The sequence below is a fragment of the Citrobacter sp. RHBSTW-00599 genome (genome assembly GCF_013784065.1).
Taxonomy (GTDB): Bacteria; Pseudomonadota; Gammaproteobacteria; order Enterobacterales; family Enterobacteriaceae; genus Citrobacter; species Citrobacter braakii.
The window spans coordinates 943535-961119 of the sequence record NZ_CP056717.1 but is presented as its reverse complement, the minus strand read 5'-3'; the positions used below and the strand labels follow the sequence as shown (position 1 = coordinate 961119).

General features: G+C 46.3%; 13 protein-coding genes, 1 tRNA gene and 2 pseudogenes. 3 read left to right on the top strand and 13 right to left on the bottom strand.

Going from position 1 to position 17585, the window contains the following annotated elements:
* Nucleotides 1–154: 154 nt before the first annotated feature.
* The 3 genes and pseudogenes from vexE to HV243_RS04605 all read right to left on the bottom strand — a co-directional run.
* Nucleotides 155–2137 (bottom strand): Vi polysaccharide transport protein VexE, encoded by a 1983-nt coding sequence (gene vexE, locus HV243_RS04615; protein ID WP_053389480.1) that lies wholly within the window; start codon nt 2135–2137, stop codon nt 155–157.
* 19 nt (nt 2138–2156) lie between these two features.
* Nucleotides 2157–3461 carry a Vi polysaccharide ABC transporter inner membrane protein VexD gene (gene vexD / locus HV243_RS04610; protein WP_149330253.1) on the bottom strand — a complete coding sequence of 435 codons (1305 nt, stop codon included), beginning with the start codon at nt 3459–3461 and terminating at the stop codon, nt 2157–2159.
* A 22-nt stretch (nt 3462–3483) separates the two neighbouring features.
* Nucleotides 3484–3651, bottom strand: a pseudogene (locus HV243_RS04605) (Vi polysaccharide ABC transporter ATP-binding protein VexC); the annotation flags it as partial.
* Between the two features lie 68 nt (nt 3652–3719).
* Here HV243_RS04605 and HV243_RS04600 point away from each other — a divergent pair.
* Together HV243_RS04600 and HV243_RS25690 are read left to right on the top strand one after the other, a co-directional pair.
* Nucleotides 3720–4700, top strand: coding sequence for an IS5-like element ISKpn26 family transposase (locus HV243_RS04600; protein ID WP_125086350.1), 981 nt, complete (start codon nt 3720–3722; stop codon nt 4698–4700).
* Entirely contained in the window at nt 4682–4882 is a 201-nt protein-coding gene (locus HV243_RS25690; RefSeq protein ID WP_346342842.1) for a hypothetical protein, read from the top strand. Before HV243_RS04600 ends, HV243_RS25690 begins: the two co-directional genes overlap by 19 nt.
* Here HV243_RS25690 and vexC read toward each other — a convergent pair.
* From vexC to actS, 10 genes and pseudogenes are all read right to left on the bottom strand, one after another.
* Nucleotides 4849–5379 (bottom strand): annotated as a pseudogene (vexC, locus tag HV243_RS04595) (Vi polysaccharide ABC transporter ATP-binding protein VexC); the annotation flags it as partial. The gene HV243_RS25690 and the pseudogene vexC sit on opposite strands and share 34 nt — an antisense overlap.
* Before the next feature lie 25 nt (nt 5380–5404).
* On the bottom strand, nt 5405–6199 hold the full coding sequence (gene vexB, locus HV243_RS04590; protein ID WP_053389482.1) for a Vi polysaccharide ABC transporter inner membrane protein VexB: 795 nt from the start codon (nt 6197–6199) through the stop codon (nt 5405–5407).
* Nucleotides 6200–6207: 8 nt separating this feature from the next.
* Nucleotides 6208–7275 carry a Vi polysaccharide ABC transporter protein VexA gene (gene vexA / locus HV243_RS04585; protein WP_053389483.1) on the bottom strand — a complete coding sequence of 356 codons (1068 nt, stop codon included), beginning with the start codon at nt 7273–7275 and terminating at the stop codon, nt 6208–6210.
* Between the two features lie 45 nt (nt 7276–7320).
* A complete protein-coding gene (tviE, locus tag HV243_RS04580) occupies nt 7321–9057 on the bottom strand; it encodes a Vi polysaccharide biosynthesis glycosyltransferase TviE (RefSeq protein WP_053389484.1) in 1737 nt (578 codons plus the stop codon).
* Nucleotides 9057–11552: a Vi polysaccharide biosynthesis protein TviD gene (gene tviD / locus HV243_RS04575; protein ID WP_095716010.1), complete on the bottom strand. Its 2496-nt coding sequence runs from the start codon at nt 11550–11552 to the stop codon at nt 9057–9059. The genes tviE and tviD overlap by 1 nt, the downstream gene beginning before the upstream one ends.
* Nucleotides 11553–11581: 29 nt before the next feature.
* Nucleotides 11582–12622 (bottom strand): Vi polysaccharide biosynthesis UDP-N-acetylglucosaminuronic acid C-4 epimerase TviC, encoded by a 1041-nt coding sequence (tviC, locus tag HV243_RS04570; RefSeq protein ID WP_053389486.1) that lies wholly within the window; start codon nt 12620–12622, stop codon nt 11582–11584.
* A 2-nt stretch (nt 12623–12624) separates the two neighbouring features.
* A complete protein-coding gene (tviB, locus tag HV243_RS04565; RefSeq protein WP_016157409.1) occupies nt 12625–13902 on the bottom strand; it encodes a Vi polysaccharide biosynthesis UDP-N-acetylglucosamine C-6 dehydrogenase TviB in 1278 nt (425 codons plus the stop codon).
* Between the two features lie 257 nt (nt 13903–14159).
* A complete protein-coding gene (locus tag HV243_RS04560) occupies nt 14160–14687 on the bottom strand; it encodes a Vi polysaccharide biosynthesis protein TviA (protein WP_046274927.1) in 528 nt (175 codons plus the stop codon).
* A gap of 1242 nt (nt 14688–15929) precedes the next feature.
* Nucleotides 15930–16003: transfer RNA gene (locus HV243_RS04555), tRNA-Gly, on the bottom strand.
* Nucleotides 16004–16082: 79 nt separating this feature from the next.
* A complete protein-coding gene (actS, locus tag HV243_RS04550) occupies nt 16083–16841 on the bottom strand; it encodes an amidase activator ActS (RefSeq protein ID WP_016157411.1) in 759 nt (252 codons plus the stop codon).
* A 166-nt stretch (nt 16842–17007) separates the two neighbouring features.
* Between actS and idi the strand changes: the two genes are divergently transcribed.
* Complete coding sequence (idi, locus tag HV243_RS04545) at nt 17008–17556, top strand: isopentenyl-diphosphate Delta-isomerase (RefSeq protein ID WP_053389487.1); 549 nt, start codon at nt 17008–17010, stop codon at nt 17554–17556.
* The last annotated feature ends 29 nt before the right edge of the window (nt 17557–17585 follow it).

The window sequence follows — 17585 nt, the reverse complement described above, 5'->3', positions numbered from 1 at the left end:
GTAGCTATTATATAATTCTCCGTTTTTCAGCTCGTTAGAACGAAAAAAGCACCCGAACGTTAATGAACGGATGCTTTCTAAATCGAATAACTCAGTTTTACTTAGCGGGCGGCCCCGCCTGGTGCGCCAAAGGCATCGCGGGGCAAACATCTTTTCAGCCCGAAGATGATTCATCCCTGCGCGTGATATTTCGCCAAATCCCCCCCGACAGTCTCAGATTTTCAGGCCCGCTATTCAGGATTTGGGTTACACATTTCAGGTAATTGTCTTTCCAGCGCTCAATAAAAGAAGACTGCCTTTCGAACCTCTGCGGATCGACCATTTTCTCCAAAACAAAATGGATGCGCCCGTCTCGCCACACCGGAACACCAAATACGGTGGGTAAGTGCATTTTCCAGGCAAGTCGAGAGCAAAAGGTGGAGTAGGTAATCTGCTGGCCGAAAAAGTCGATAGTCGGCGCGCTCAAATTCAGCGCGCCGTCGATCGCCACAACAAGCGACTGCCCACTATGTAAGGTCTGTATGCAGGCCCTGACCACGTCCGCTTCGCTTTTGTCACTAACCGAAATCAACCGCTCACCGTAGCCCCCTTTGAGCACGCCAGGCGTGGAAGCCACCCATTTGCTGTTCATTTCCAGCAAGGAGAGGATCATCGGCCCGGCATACATTGCGCCCATATGAGCCGATACAACAATGCAACCACGCTTATCGAGCTGCAGCCGTTGGAAAAACTGCTCGACATGCGATATATCGGCCAACCGATACATCGGTTCGTCGGCTTGCTCTCCACGGCATTCAAGCCAGTCGAGGAGATAATTATCGGCAAGATACCCCCACTTCGCCCGGAGTTCCCATTCATCGCGCTCGATACCGGACTGTCTGCCGGCAACTTCCCATGCCCAGTCAAGGCGCTCAGGCGGTAGATTAACGGCAGATATTTGCCCATCAAGGGCCAGCAGCCCCTCTTCGAATGACTGAGGCAGATGGCTTGCTCTGGCCTGAATATAGTGCTCAAAGACGCTTTCCGCTTCGCTTGTTTTCCCCGCCTGTAACAACGCCGCCGCGGCATAACGGTTCCATTTACTGGTCGCCCCTTTTTCCCTTGCCAGTTGTACAAACTCATCGCTGGCAGCAGCGTATTGCCCAACCTGGCGCAGTGCTCGGGCATACATGGCTCTGACATAAGGAAGATCAGGATGAGTCGCGAGCGACTGCTGCAGTAACGGAATGGCTTTCTCATTCTGACCCGTTCTGATTAAGGCATCGGCATACAGGGTCACGATCCGTAAATTATCAGGATTAAAATCCAGGGCATGACGCCAATGCTCAGCGGCCTGAAGCTTCGCTTCCCGGCTGCGGCCGGATTGATAGTGGGCAAGCCCCAGGCTACGACGCAGCGCCGCACCATCCAACCCACGGCCTAATGCGGACTCCCCAGTCTGAGTGGCTTCCTGATATTTACCGACAGCGCACAGCGTATCAACCGCCAGCCCCGCTGACTCCTGGCTTTCTAACACGAAGAAAGGGAGCAATGCGCGGGCCAGGTCATGATCTTCTGGTAGGCGGCTTTTATTTAAGAAACGGAGGCAGGTCTCAATCATATCTCCCCGCGGGGGAACTTCCTGCGCCTGTGTTCTGGCCAACGAGATTGCCTGTAACTCTTTATCCACCAGCGTCAGGCTGCGCAGATGGAGGGCAAAAATTTTGCTATTGCCCGAAAAAGCGAGCCATGCCCGCTCGGCTAAGTCAGCAACAGTCGCATATTGTTTACTCTTAAGCAGCACGCTTGCGACCAGCAGGACATCCTCCGGCTGGCACACATTCACCGCCAGCAGTTTGTTAACCACCTGTAGTACAGCGTCCCGATGATGTGATGCCAGCGGCGAAATAATCCAGCGTCGCAATAAATCACGGCTATTCTTTGCTGTCAGCACACGGTCGGACAACAAAGTCAGCGCGGCATCTGTTTCATCTTTACGCAAACACGCGATAGCGAAGAGAAGAATGTTTTGCTCATTTCCAGCACTATCTCGCACTTTTTCGGGATGCTGCCCGAAATAGTGACATAGCCCCTCCCAATCCTCTTGTTTGAGCAGGGTGGTTGGCGATTTTTTTTTACATGTAGAGTGCAAGCTCATCGTATTTCCTTACTCCGCCTTATTCACGCATCCGCCTGATAGTTATCAGGAGAGAAGTCACCAGGTACGCGATGCCCAGCAACACGAAGAACAGTAACCACTTTGTTCCATCGGCATAGCGAGTGGTGTCAGACACCACCATCGGTTGAGAAATGATCAGCAAATACCGTCTCTCACGTAACGCTTGAAGCTTCCCTTGCTGTAAGGTCTGTAAGGCAGATTCCCAGCGTGTTTTGGCGATCTCACTCTGCAGGCGAAGATCTTCAAACAGGGACAGACTTTCTGAAGAACCTTGCGACCCTAACTTATTTGACAGGCGGTTACGTTGTTCGCCGATCTGCTTTTCCAGGACCTTGATTTTGGCCGACAGGCGAGGAATAAGGGGGTTCTGATCCAAACCATTAGCCATTAATTGCGCGTATTCCGCTTTCGCCTCCGCCAACTGCGTTTCAAAGCCAGCAATTAATTGATAAATCGCGGTCACGGTTTCCTGCGGTTCAATATCTTTCTGTATATGCTGTATTTTTAGCAATTCAAGCCGAGCGGCCCCCAGATTTTCCTGGGCCGATTTAACATCGTTTTCCAGCCATAAAATCCGTTCCTGCTGCATCCGCGCTGAAACGGTATTAACGTGCTGTTCAGCAAAAGCCAGAATGCGCTGGGCAAAAAACTCAGCCTGTTTCGCACTCCGCGCCTTGACGTTTAAACGCAGCATGCCCTGTTGAATATCGACAGCAACCGAGACTTTCGATAAATAGTAACGATAAGGATCATCATTAATACCCAGCGGTGCGAGGTAGCGGGAAAATAATGCGATATCGTCTTGCGCGAAATAAGATAAAAAACCGAGCTCTTTTTCCATCCGCTCCATCATTTCTTTCGAAAGTATAAACTCGCGAACCTGAAAGCCCTCCGACATCTCATTGCCTGCACCAAAGAAAGCTGTTCCAGAAAAATTATCCTGGCTGGCATCAGTTTGCACAATAAAGGTGGCATCCGCGCTATAAAAACGCGAAGTTAATAGCCACGACATAAGCATAATAACCAGCAGCGGCAAAGCAATATAAAGAAAGAGCCGACGTAGCGATTGTTTGGCTTGCTGAACACGCCGCTCTTTAATAACCAATGACGCTCTACGGACGGAATCAGCATCCGTCGCGGACCACCCGGCGTCTGGGCGATGATGACTTTTCGCATCGGCCGTTTTTTCCGTCTGGCGAAGGGCGCGTTCATCCTCTTTTTGTTGTAGTCGCGAGGCTCGGCTTTCTTCTGCTACCTTCGCCCTTTCCTCTTTCCATTTTTTAATACGTTCTGAATTTTCCACACTCTATCCGTATATTTTCTAATTATATATCAAAGGAATAATCATCAGTTTGAATCGTCGCCTGATTTGACTGATATTGTTCAAAAAGCGCAGATGCTTGTGCTAAATCTTCACACATCGTAATTTTTCCATGCAGCAGTACGCCAAACGCATGACAGTGTTCTTTAATAAGCCGAGGGTTGCGCGTTAGGGAAGGTGCGAATAAGTTCCTGATATGAGATCATCATATTCATCCGGAGCGCATCCCAGAGGGACATCATGAGCCATCAACTCACCTTCGCCGATAGTGAATTCAGCACTAAGCGCCGTCAGACCCGAAAAGAGATTTTCCTCTCCCGCATGGAGCAGATTCTGCCATGGCAGAATATGACCGCTGTCATCGAGCCGTTTTATCCCAAGGCGGGCAATGGCCGACGGCCCTATCCGCTGGAGACCATGCTGCGTATTCACTGCATGCAGCATTGGTACAACCTGAGCGACGGTGCCATGGAAGATGCCCTGTACGAAATCGCCTCCATGCGCCTGTTTGCCCGATTATCCCTGGATAGCGCCCTGCCGGATCGCACCACCATCATGAATTTCCGCCACCTGCTCGAGCAGCATCAACTGGCCCGTCAATTGTTCAAGACCATCAATCGCTGGCTGGCCGAAGCAGGCGTCATGATGACCCAAGGCACTTTGGTGGATGCCACCATCATTGAGGCACCCAGCTCGACCAAGAACAAAGAGCAGCAACGCGATCCGGAGATGCATCAGACCAAGAAAGGCAATCAGTGGCACTTTGGCATGAAGGCCCACATTGGTGTCGATGCCAAGAGTGGCCTGACCCACAGCCTGGTCACCACCGCGGCCAACGAGCATGACCTCAATCAGCTGGGTAATCTGCTTCATGGAGAGGAGCAATTTGTCTCAGCCGATGCCGGCTACCAAGGAGCGCCACAGCGCGAGGAGCTGGCCGAGGTGGATGTGGACTGGCTGATCGCCGAGCGTCCCGGCAAGGTAAAAACCTTGAAGCAGCATCCGCACAAGAACAAAACGGCCATCAACATCGAATACATGAAAGCCAGCATCCGTGCCAGGGTGGAGCACCCGTTTCGCATCATCAAGCGGCAGTTCGGCTTCGTGAAAGCCAGATACAAGGGGCTGCTGAAAAACGATAACCAACTGGCGATGTTATTCACCCTGGCCAACCTGTTTCGGGTGGACCAAATGATACGTCAGTGGGAGAGATCTCAGTAAAAACCGGAAATAACGCCAGAAATGGTGGAAAAAATAGCCTAAATAGGCTGATTCGATGTGTTTACGGGAAAAAAATCGGCCCAGATCCGCGAAATTTTAATCAGCGAGTCAATTTGGGAAGAAATGACCTGCTTATTCGCACCTTCCTTAGCACAATCAACCCTTTCTGTTGCAGCTCATAAGCTAGTGCCGCCTGCATACGCAACTGTGTGGCATTATCCCCGGTGTACAGCTTGTCATCGGCAATATAAAGGCGGCAGGGAAGCAGTAAATTAATGGCAAATGCCAGATGCGCTTTCATCGTGACAGAATATTCACTCACCCTGTCGGTATAGCGCTGTTCAAGCTGGGTCAATTGATAGCAGAAATGTGAAAACTCATCGCCATCCAGGCCATAAAGACTGGCCATCATGCGCGCATTCTCTTCGCCGGTTAACCCCGGCAGAACAAAAGCATTTGCCCCCAGTGGGAGCGCATCACCCCGTAGCCCAATAAAATCCCCTTCATCAGGAGCATCTATACCGCACAGCAATCGGGTTAGCGTCGTTTTGCCTGAACCAGGGGCCGCCAGAATACCGATATGCTCATGGTAATCCATGATAAAATCTGTTTTATCAAGGACCACCCGCGGGCCCTTATCAGACTCAAAATAGCGTGTACAACCTAATAAACCGAACACGAACGCGTCTCTCCTGAAGCTAAAGTCAGTGATTTTCAGTGTCACAAATCAGGTGAAAAATGATGCCCGCGAGGAATAACGTTGCGGAAAATGCCAGAGGGTAAAGAGGCTCAAGGTACAAGGAGTTATACCCCTCAAACATTCCTTCTCTGACTATCTCATTAGCATGAAGTAGAGGGTTCCAGCTGAATATGCTTAATAATGAATAGGGCAATTCATTCGCCGTATAAAAGACAGCTGAAATCAAAAACATCGGTCTTAGCACTACAGGAACGGCTTTGTAGACCAGCGGAAACCGTTCAGACAGTGCGTCACAAAAGTAACCAAACGATAATCCCAGAAGCCATGCGATAACCATCCCTTCAAAAATCAGGATCGGTTTCTGGGCTTCCCAACGGGAGAAGATAAGAAAGTTAATTAATGAAACAATAATATAAATGATAACCGCATTAACAAATTCGACTGCGGCAAGAGCAAAAATCACATGTCTTTTCTTAACCTGCGAGACAACCGCCAACGATGTAAAGAATGAACGGGTGCGCATGGTTGCGGTAATGGTATAACGAAATAACAGATACGGTAATATACCTGCAATAACAAAGCTGATATCGTCAGTGAATATTGGCACGGTGCGATTTAAATATTGAAAAGAAATAACGGTAATGGTTATCCATACCAATGGTACGGCCAGCACCATCATATAGTTTAGCAAATTACCGTTATAGCGTGTTTTGATATCGCGTGACATTAACAAAATGATTAACTCACAGACGGTAATGAGTTTCATAAAATAATAAGAATTATTTTTCAAAATATTCATATGGCGCGTTAGAAAGAATTAGAGCCGCGGATCAAAAAGCTATCGAATGCGGCTTTCACCTTAGCGAAATCAGTCAAGGAGGCGTTCGAGATATAGATAACATCGCCGTCTTCCACCCGCATGGCCTGTGCTAAAAACACCGAGTCAGGTTGGCTCATATCGACATGATAGATATTCAGCTTACGCATCTGCTGTTTCGCTTGCTCCGCTTCGTCATGCTTGTACAGAAAAACCGCCTGCGGATCGGCAAGATTGTCGTTTAATCCTTTCGCCAGCGCCAAAGCATCCACTACGCTGGAATGACGCTGAACCAGAGCATGTTTTCCCTGAACACCCGCCGCGCCGAGCACATTAACATACTCGGTCACTTGACGCAGAGTGATACGGTCATCCGGCTGTAAGACAATATCCAACCCGGGATACTGATAAATATCTGACAGTCGCGCATTGAAATAATGCTGCTGGCGCGTCACGTGAACTTCCATCATATCTGCGCTGGTATTTTCTACTGCCACCGCCGTTGCCAAAAAATGACTAAGACGATTCATACTCTGTTCGAGAGGGTAACGACCTGTTTTCCCGCTGCCCTCGACCGTCACCATGGCTCCGGTGCGGGCGGTAAGCGTCACCAGCACCTGAGGATTCAGGACAACGCGCGAAAGTCGCTTTCTGATCTCTTCAGCCAGTTGTGTCACATCCAGCCCGGTAACCGGGATTATCCCGGCATAAGGCACCTGAACGATATTACCGTCAGTCACAAGAATATTTTCAAAATCCGCCCGGTCGCCGCTCGCGTTATTGGATAAATACCCCGCTCCCCCCGAGGATAAAATAGTGATATGCAGCACATCGCCTTTAGCCAAAGATGTCCAGTGCCAGTTATTTTCGGCAAAGACCGGATCGACAATAGTTTTCGGCACAGTATCGGCATCACTCAGTTTTAATGTCGGCGTGACTTCGACCAGATGATAATGAGGATCGTCCTGATTAATCAGGCTGGATTTAAATACCGCCCTGGGAATAGTGCATCCCGAAAGCAGAAAAAACGTCGTTAATAATATAATAATTTTTTTCATAACTTATTTTATAAATGAAATAGCTGAAAAAATGCTGCCCATTAATTAACGAGGCTGAGAGGCAATGGTTTGTACAAACGTTCCCACCATATGTTCCACGGTGAAGCGTTCTTGTAAAAATGACTGCGTCTGTTGGCAAATACCGGTTCTGCTGCGCCATAAATTGACCAACTGTTCTGCATAGCGGCAAGCCTGGTCAAGATTGACCGTCTGTGCATCATCAAGAATGAAACCCGAAACACCCTCAATAAAGCATTCTGCCGATCCACCTGCAGGGGTTGAAATCACCGGCACCCCGACCATTTGTGCTTCAATGAGCACATTAGGTAGCCCTTCATAACGCGAAAACAAAATGAATACGTCCATTTTTTGCAGCCAATACCCCACGTCACGCGAGACGCCAACGAATAGTATTCTCTCCAGAATCCCCAACTGTTCGGCGCGTTTCTGCGCTTCAGCGCGCAAATCACCATCGCCTACCAGCACAAAGCGTGTGGCGGGGTGGTGCTGTAAATAGCGTGCTGCAAAATCAATCCATGCAAAAGGGTTCTTATCGCCTACAAAGCGGAAAACGCCACCAATAGTCGTGTCCGCATCCTGTGTTTTTTGCGTAAACTGCTGCCAGATTTTATGTGGCACCTCAGAAGAGGGTTCGGTAGATGGCGGTAAGACGCCGTTATATACAACCTGGAAGTGCTTCGCCTCCAACTTTAGCCAGTCGGCATAATGGCGGGTCACACAATGGTTGTTACTCATAAAATCAACGCCAGGCACGACCGCCAGCGCCTGGTAGAGAGGCTCATATTCCGGCTTGAACAGACGCTTTCTCACCACCGGCGGTAAGCCACGTAATCCCAGTTGAATTCTGGGCACGCCAGCAATCAGCGCTGCAAGCGCAATCATCAGACAAGCGCCATCCTGCCAAACGGAGAGATAATCCAGCTTGCGCTCGCATAAGTGGGGGACCAGATGCTTGATACCGTAGTTACACACCGGCGGCAGATGAGAGAGCAATAAGCGCAACTCCGGAGATTCTATTGTCGCATCGTCAAAGAAGTTTCCGGTAATCTTCGCGATTTCAAGCACCTCGACCTGTTCTTCCAGCACTTCTTTCAGGAAAAAGTCTTGCCTGAGTTCCGGTGCCAGGGAGCGAATAATGAGCTCTACCGGCTCTTCTACTTTCAGGCCGCCAATTTTCCCCTGTTGCCGATATTTTCTGGCGATCTCAATAGCCAGCCTGGAAATCTGACGCTCTGCACCGCCGCTACCTAGCGAGCCTGTACAGAGCGCAAGGCGACCAAAAGATCCGACGGGAAGCTGCCGCGGCTGACGATTTCGATAGAACAAGATGGCATGCTTCATTGCAATAATACGGGTGTTGGTTCCCACAGGGATCGCTTCCCCTTCAAGGCGTTCAAGCAAATCGCAGATCTTATTTATTTTGCCTAAATAATTGTTATATTTTTTCTGCACGCCGGTGCTAACCTTTTTAAGAATTAGCTGCGCATCTTTGGCTAGCCCCGTATTATATAAACGACGCGCATACTCATAACGAGCTTCATCATTGTTTTGTGCAATCAGCGTTTCGTAGAGCGCGTATGCACGCGCCGTTTCATTGAAATCATGAAGAAATTCTGCTTTTTTTAGCATCGCTAATGAAGTTAAAGCCTCAGCCGGTAATTGACTGTCAATTAACGCAACAGCTTGCGCAAGCTTCTTCTCTTTTTTCAATGTTAAAAGCGTTTTCCCTAGCGCAGCTAAATTTTCTTCCTGCGTAATCATTACGACTTCCCTGATGTATTTTTTTGTAATGCGGTTATGCAGGTCGAGATCTGCCTTGTCACCGGCTCCGTTGGTCCATTCACTTTCTCCAGTCGCTGCCAATACTGCAAAGCCTGGGTGTAGTCGCGTAAATGCATGGCGTTTAATGCGGCATATTTCAAGGCATAGGCATTTTCGCTATCAAAAACGAGTAATTTTTTCGCATAATCTAGATGTTCATAAGACGCGATAGTGCTACCGCCATCCTTCAGTGACTCATTAAATAATCTGATAATTTGCTTATATTCACGCATCAGGCGAGAAACATCAGGATCAATTCGTTTCAGGCTAATCAATACAGACAATGCTTCATCCAGACGCCCTTCAGTTTTCTTCTGGCGTACATATTTAAGGGCTCTGGTTGCAACATTGCGACACTCTTTCTCAAACAACTCGTTCATCGAGGCATTCTGGAATGATGGAGAAATGCTCATGACGTTAGCAATCAAATCAATGAGGAACGGAATGTCGTTAATATGACGTATACTGCGTAACATAATCGACTGCAGGCTGGTAATATTCGAATTACGAATCAAGGTCATATGGGCCAACGTGCACGCGTCTTTCCAGGCACCAAGATTCACCAGCGTTCTTGCACAATATACGGTGCTAACGGGATCGAACTCCAGAAGCGGCCACACTATTTTCGCCCCTGCCAGGATATTTTCATAATCCTCACGCTCATACATTTCTCTTAATTTCTCGCGCCATGCCATTTTAACTTCATTATTAAAGCGAGAAATACGTGCATGGGGATAAACCATAAATGCAGAGTAGCTGTAGACCAGCGAAGTACTCAGTGAGACAAAATCATCAACCGAATGTAGCGACAGCGCGGTATTGTTCCATGCCTCAAAAACGTCGTGGAGTTTATCTTTATACGAGGTGCTAAGCGCCTGATGATAGCTCATATTCTTGATGCAGAAAGCCGTGCGGATAACGAGACCGGTATCATGAATCGTCGACAATACCGTCAGCGCAAATTCTGACTCATGGCGGAGTAGCTGCTCGAGTGCATGCATGAAAATCAATTCATCACTGAATTTGATTGCCAAAGATAACGCTGTTTCCATAAACGCATCATTTAGGCGCTGCGATTGAATGCCGGCATGGAAAGCTTCGGAAAATGCGTTGCCATCATTGAAATATTGCGTGCTGCTCAGGAAATTAACCCATCCGCTTTGGGTTTCAGGATTCAATAACAGTACACGTTTCCAGTATTGATATGACTTATCAAACAGCTGTAAAGCATCGGCTGAGCCGGCGGCAACGGTAAGGACTTCTTCATCTTCAATTTCATTGGAAAGCATCATCTCGGCCGTCGATAAGGCTTCCCGCCAACGCGCTAATCCATGTAGAGACCTCAGCCGACAACGTAATGTACTGTCTGTCGTACCGATAATTTTCTCAACATCACTAATATCCTGATAAGCCTGTTCATAATAACCTAAACGGCTGAAGATTACGGACCGAAGTTGGATTAGAACAGGCTCTTGCTGCTGATTTCTTAATGCGGCAAAAAGTTGCTGTGATGCAGTAATAATGTCGCCATCGGCAAGCAGCTTAGTGATCGATAGGGTAATCTCACGTATTTGGTCCTGTTTCTCTTGTCGCCCCTCATCAAGATGATGATTAGTCTTATTGATCACTCCCTTAAAAATAGCCGCAACGATCGCGTCACCAAACATGTCGGTATAATGAGTAAGATCGTCGCCATTTTTTTCCAGGGCTCTTTTCTGTCCCCACTTTTCCATCAAATTTGTCGGATTAACGCAGGGAATATCCATCCTGGTGGCGATGGTCTCGACATTTTTAATCAATCGACTGCGGGACTGAATGACGGTTCCAGCACGAGTCACGGCATCAACATGGGTCATAAACATAACGCGATCGCGACCAAGCAGCTGAACGATTTCCATCATGTCCTGTTCGATAGCATGCTCATCCATCTGCTCAACATTGATATTGCTTAATAAGGCACGATCGTCTTCCGACATTCCGGCAAAACAGGGATCGTCTTTGAGATAGGCCAGCAGTTTGTGTTGATTTCCTTGCGTGGCCAGCGACCAGTACACACGCGCCCGCTCTGTTTGGCTAAAAAACTCATAGAAATGACGAGTTAAATAATTTATTTGTAAGCAGAACCCATAGGCCATAATCTTCTTCTGACTTGAAATCTCAACGATATAGAAATCAGAACGACTATGAACGTCGGTGTTTGAATAATTTACGGCAGGTCTAAAAATAAAAGGCCGGACCTTTTCAGGAATATCTATCAAGCCTAAAATAAAACGAACCTGCTGTAATGCCTCGCTGCTCGTATGCGTAAAACCATATATCCTTTTAAAATTAGCCTTGAAATTAAAATAAGGCTGAGCTCGTTTTACCGGACTCACAATACGGCAACTACCAATGGCTGTAAGCGTAAACATCCCTGACGATTTCATTAAATTCATCCACGTGAAAGGAAAGTGAGTAGTTTTACTCAGGAATACAAAGCAGTCTTTTTATCGATATACCATTTTAGAGTCTGCTTAAGTCCTTCTTTGATATCAAACTCAGGCTCATATGAAAGAAATTTTTTTATTCTGGTAATATCTGCCTGACTATGCTTAACGTCACCGTCACGAAAATCTTTATAAATTGGTTCAGCACTAATTTGTTCGTCCCGCCATAAATTCAACCCATCGCGGATGAGATAATAAAGCTCATTTAGCGAAGTTCTGTCTCCAACAGCCACATTATAGACTTTATTTTTTGAGGTTAAATCATTAGTCGTTGCTGATAATAAATTGGCCTGAATCACATTTTCTATATAGCAAAAATCGCGGCTTGTTGAACCATCGCCATTGATATAAATTGGTTCATCTTTAAGAAGCGATAGTATCCAGCGAGGAATGACTGCAGAGTATGCTCCGTTAGGGTTTTGGCGGCGGCCAAATACATTAAAGTAGCGCAGGCCAATAGTGTTAAAATCATAGCTGCGAGCAAACACCTCGGCGTACAATTCATTGACGTATTTTGTAACCGCATACGGGCTTAATGGCCGGCCGATCCGGTCCTCAATTTTAGGTAAATCGGGATGGTCACCATAAGTACTACTGCTTGCGGCATAGGTGAAACCAGATACATGTGCATCTCTCGCCGCCGTCAACATATTTAAAAAACCATCAATGTTAGCGCTATTTGTCGTGATAGGATCCTGCAAGGAACGTGGTACGCTTCCCAGAGCGGCCTGATGTAAAACGTAATCGACATTCTCACAAACAGCCTGACAATCGGCAAACGACCGGATATCCCCATGAACAAAGGTAAACCGCGACCATTGTTCTTCACTGACAGCGGCACGCACATCCTCTAAATTATGTTGATAGCCAGTTGAAAAGTTATCCAACCCAATTACTGTTTGATTTAAATAGAGTAGTTCTTCTAATAATCCGGAGCCGATAAAACCTGCTACGCCAGTAATAAGCCAACGTTTTGGTTCAAGAACGAGTTGTATTTTTAATTCATCATAGGCTGTCATGATTATAACCTCACATCTGACTGCTCAGGCGAAAGGATATACTTCAAATCATAAAGCACATGTTTATCTTTTCCAAAGCCACGAATATCAGTACTCCCCATCTTCTTAAACTGCTCATGGCCAACGGCAACAATAATGGCATCATAAGAAGCAGCCTTGATTTCCGATACAGGTATAATCCCATATTCCTCTTCGACTTCCTCAGCATCCACCCAAGGGTCAAAAATATCAACATTACAGCTGTAATTGCCCAACTCTTTTACAACATCGATAATGCGGGTATTCCTGATATCCGGGCAGTTTTCTTTAAAGGTGAACCCCAGAATCAGAACGTTAGAACCCTCAACATTAATTCCTTTTTTGATCATGGCTTTGATCAACTGTCCCGAAACATAGTTACCCATATTATCGTTCAGTCGACGACCCGCGAGGATAATTTCCGGATAGTAACCGATGCCCTGAGATTTATGAGTGAGATAATAGGGATCGACGCCAATGCAGTGACCACCAACCAGTCCCGGACGGAATGGCAGGAAGTTCCATTTACTTCCCGCTGCTCGCAGCACGGCTTCAGTGTCAATCTCTAATCGGTTAAAGATAATCGCCAATTCATTTACCAGCGCGATATTGAGATCGCGTTGGGTATTTTCAATCACCTTTGCCGCTTCCGCGATCTTAATGCTTTCCGTTTTGTACGTTCCTGCCGTGATGATCTGTCGATAGATCTCATCAACCAGACAGGCCGTTTCTGCAGTTGAACCTGAGGTAATTTTCTTGATAGTTGTCAGACGATATTTTTTATCGCCGGGATTGATGCGCTCTGGGCTATATCCGACAAAGAAGTCTTTGTTAAATGTCATCGCTGACATACGCTCAAGGATCGGCACGCATTCTTCTTCAGTACACCCTGGATATACCGTAGATTCATACACCACGATATCCCCCGGCCTCAGTACTTTGCCAACAGTTTCACTTGCCATAATCAAAGGGGTGAGATCTGGTTGCTTATAATCGTTGATCGGCGTCGGGACGGTAATGATGTAAAAATTGCATTCTCTGATTTCATCAATTGATGAGGTAAACGTCAGATGGCGAGCATCACGTAGCTCTTCTTCTGTGGTTTCGAGATTGACATCGATCCCTTCTTTTAGCTCGAGTATACGTTTATGATTAACATCAAAACCAACCACCTGACGAATTTTCCCAAATTCAGCAGCCAATGGTAAGCCAACATACCCGAGTCCAATAATGGCAATTTTTACATCATCTTTGCTGATCATTACTGATAAGTCCCTTATTTAATAATTATTAACTTTAAATAAATCCCAGATGTTTTCTGGAACGCTACCGCCCCTGACGTTCTTAGCCAGCGTATCTATTCTTATCGAAATCACGACAGTTTCTAGTCTAAGCAAGGCTAGAAATTTTATATTTCCTAATTTTAGTTAAATGGAAGTCGTATGCAGTATCCGTTCTAAAACAACAATTAAAGATCGGATCTTTAATTGTAATTCTTAATGAGAAAACGCATAGCATTTTATTCTGGCAATAGAAGATATCGAGGGTCTCGCACGCCAAATTTAAGGGCAATCTCTTTTCTCCAACGATACAATGTTGACGGCGAGTTCATAAATCTATCCTGAAGCTCCTCCATACCGCTTTCGGTTAAGAAGTACTTCATCTTCATGATATCTTTGTTGCTAATCTTAAAGTTACATTCCCTTCGCCCTGCCGTTATCTTGTCACCATTTCGTCGATATAGGCTTATTTTCTTAATCATCTCCGACACAGATGTTGAGGTATCGAAAACAGCAATAACATTTTTGATATTATCCAGCCAAAAAAGAGCCAAAGGCATCAACCGTGAGCTGGAAATGATGATTATGATTTTATTGATATTTTTATTCCGTGAGAAAAAAACCAAGGTGCTACGTAAGCTATATTGATTAAGATTCACGAATAAATAATTTCTTTCGTTTGTAATCAGTGACATTTCATCAATAACACTAGCGACACCACCCCCAAAGTAAATATCATTAGGTGGCCAGAAATGTTGATACTTCATGAAGCCTCCATAACCTCAAAAAACTCTATTTCATCCATGGAAAGGTAAGTGTGTACTTTTAAGCACACCGACCCTCTAAAAAATACCTAACAATCGAGTAATTGATTTTATTAATATTGCTAAATACATGAGATGAACTTTTACACAACAAGGATGTGATATCAACCCCTCGCCATTCATAGCTAAAAGCTATCAATCACTCATTCTTAGATTTGAATTACTAATGGATACCGGCATTTCAATACGATTATTGGTTGTATTATTAGCACCACCTGTGAAACCGCACTTTCATCTTTTATTCAAAATGAGAAAATTCTCAAAACACAATGAAACATTTTCTTACAAATTACCAGCATACATACTGTGGTTAAAGGTAGCCTGACTGAATTGTCACCCATATATCTACCTTTAAATTCGTAGCTATACCGTGTGAGATTTTAATCAGTACAACTGAAGTCTATCTAACTATATTTGCTATATTTTTCAACAACAATGACAGAATATACACAAGGCTAACGAGCCCCCGGCATAGCAAGCATTCAAAATGGTACAAAGTACTAAACTAACTCGTATATTTTTGTGTATCTACATAATTTCGTGACCGGATAATGAGAACAAAACTAGTCACCTTAAGAAATTATTACTAATGATAAAACTACTGAAGATATTTTTAACAAAATAGATGTCCACCATGTTTATCCAGGTAAGATCCTACCAAGTCTAAACCATTTAAAACCTGTTACTACCGATTAGAGAAAATTGACCTACAAAAAGAATACATTACTTATTTATGAAGAATGACCAATCTTATATCGTGTTCAATAAAGATAACTTTGGAATTATAATCTAACAATTAACTACGTGACCTGTATTAACGTTGATATATTTTCAGACAGATAATCAAACATACTCCTTAAAATTTCTTAAATAAATTCAATTGATTGATAGTTGATTTTTTGTACCACGGGAGAAATGCGATATTTAAGACACCAGTATCGCGAATTGAAAGGATTAACCAGCATATACAAAGCTCTACTATCCGAGAGCGTCAAAGATTTCTCTTTGGCCCCTGTGGATAGTTAGTTTCATATGAGGTATCTCCCGCCAGGGGGGGGCCTATCGTCTCCCACAATCGCTTTAGCCTGCATAGTCGTGCATTGAGTCTGTCTGACCGTTAAACAAAGAAACACATTGAGATTACGAAGGATAATTGATTCAGGAGAGTCTGTGAGAAGTAAGTCGTGGAGCGGGCGAAGGGAATCGAACCCTCGTATAGAGCTTGGGAAGCTCTCGTTCTACCATTGAACTACGCCCGCATTGGAGTGCGTAAGGGATTATAAACCTTACGCTCTTCTTGGCAAGGGACTAACTGACTGACTGGCGATTAATTCACCGTCAGCATTTTGGCTTACTGCCCTGCGGTGGCAAATAACGCAGCGGATCGATAGCCGTCGCCCGATAGCGGATCTGGAAATGCAGCCGCACCGTGGTCGCATCCGAGCTGCCCATCGTCGCGATCTTCTGCCCGGCTTTCACGTTTTGACCGTTGTTCACCAACATCGTGTCATTATGCGCATACGCAGTGATGTAGTCCTCACTGTGCTTAATCATAATGAGATTACCGTAACCCCGCAGCTGATTACCGACATAAACCACCTTCCCGGCTCCGGCGGCATAAATCGGCGTACCGCGCGCAGCTGAGATATCAATGCCTTTATTGCCGCCGTCCGCGGTTGAATAAGGCAGAATCACTTTACCGCTGGCAGGCCACTGCCAGCAGCGCTGCCCTACCGGAGGCCAGGAGGATTGCGGTACGGACGAAGATGGTCTGACCGCCGCCGTTTTGGTTGAGGATTTCGTCGTTGTTTTGCCAGAGCCTGAACTGGTTTTCGCGCCGCCGCTGACCTTCAGCTTTTGCCCCACTTCAATGGTATAGGGCGGTGAAATATTATTCAGGCGTGCAAGCTCTTTTACGCTGGTCCCGGTGGCGCGCGAAATACGGTATAGCGTATCTCCCCGCTTCACGGTATACACGGAGCCGGAATAACTTCCTGTATCAGACGACTTGCTCCCGGAACAGCCTGCTAACAGCAGACCGACACACAGCAGCATCGCGATACTCAGGCCATTTTTCTTCAGGCGTCCTGCACTCAAAACAATACCTCGCAACATTTTCAGACGCTTTATCATAGCAGCCAGAAACCGGATGCCAAATCATATCGCGCAACGAAGCGTCGACTCTGGCATTTCACACCCTCTGTTAATCATTCTGACTTAATACAGCATATAATGTGAATGCTTAAGATTGATGGTGGACGCTATGCGACAGGAACATGTCATTTTATTGAATGAGCAGGGCCAGCCCTGTGGAACACTGGAAAAGTATGCGGCGCATACCGCCACAACCCCCCTGCACTCTGCTTTCTCATGCTGGATATTTAACGAGCAGGGTCAACTGCTGGTCACCCGCCGTTCGCTGCACAAAAAAGCCTGGCCAGGCGTCTGGACCAACTCTGTCTGCGGTCACCCGCAGTTGGGTGAAACCACCGAAGCCGCTATTATCCGTCGGGCTAGCTTCGAGCTGGGTGCAGACATCGACTCGCTCAGCCCCGTGTATGCTGATTTTCGTTATTGCGCCACGGATCCGAGTGGAATAGTGGAAAACGAAGTATGCCCGGTTTATGCCGCACATATCGTCAGTGAGCTACAGCTAAACCCAGATGAAGTGATGGATTCCCAGTGGAGCAATCTTGAGGATGTTTTAAGCGGGATTGACGCGACGCCGTGGGCTTTTAGCCCGTGGATGGTAATGCAGGTTTCAGATGTTAAGGCACGAGAGTTACTGCGCAAGTTTGCCAACGGGAATTGATTGCCTGACGGGGCTACGCCCATCAGGCC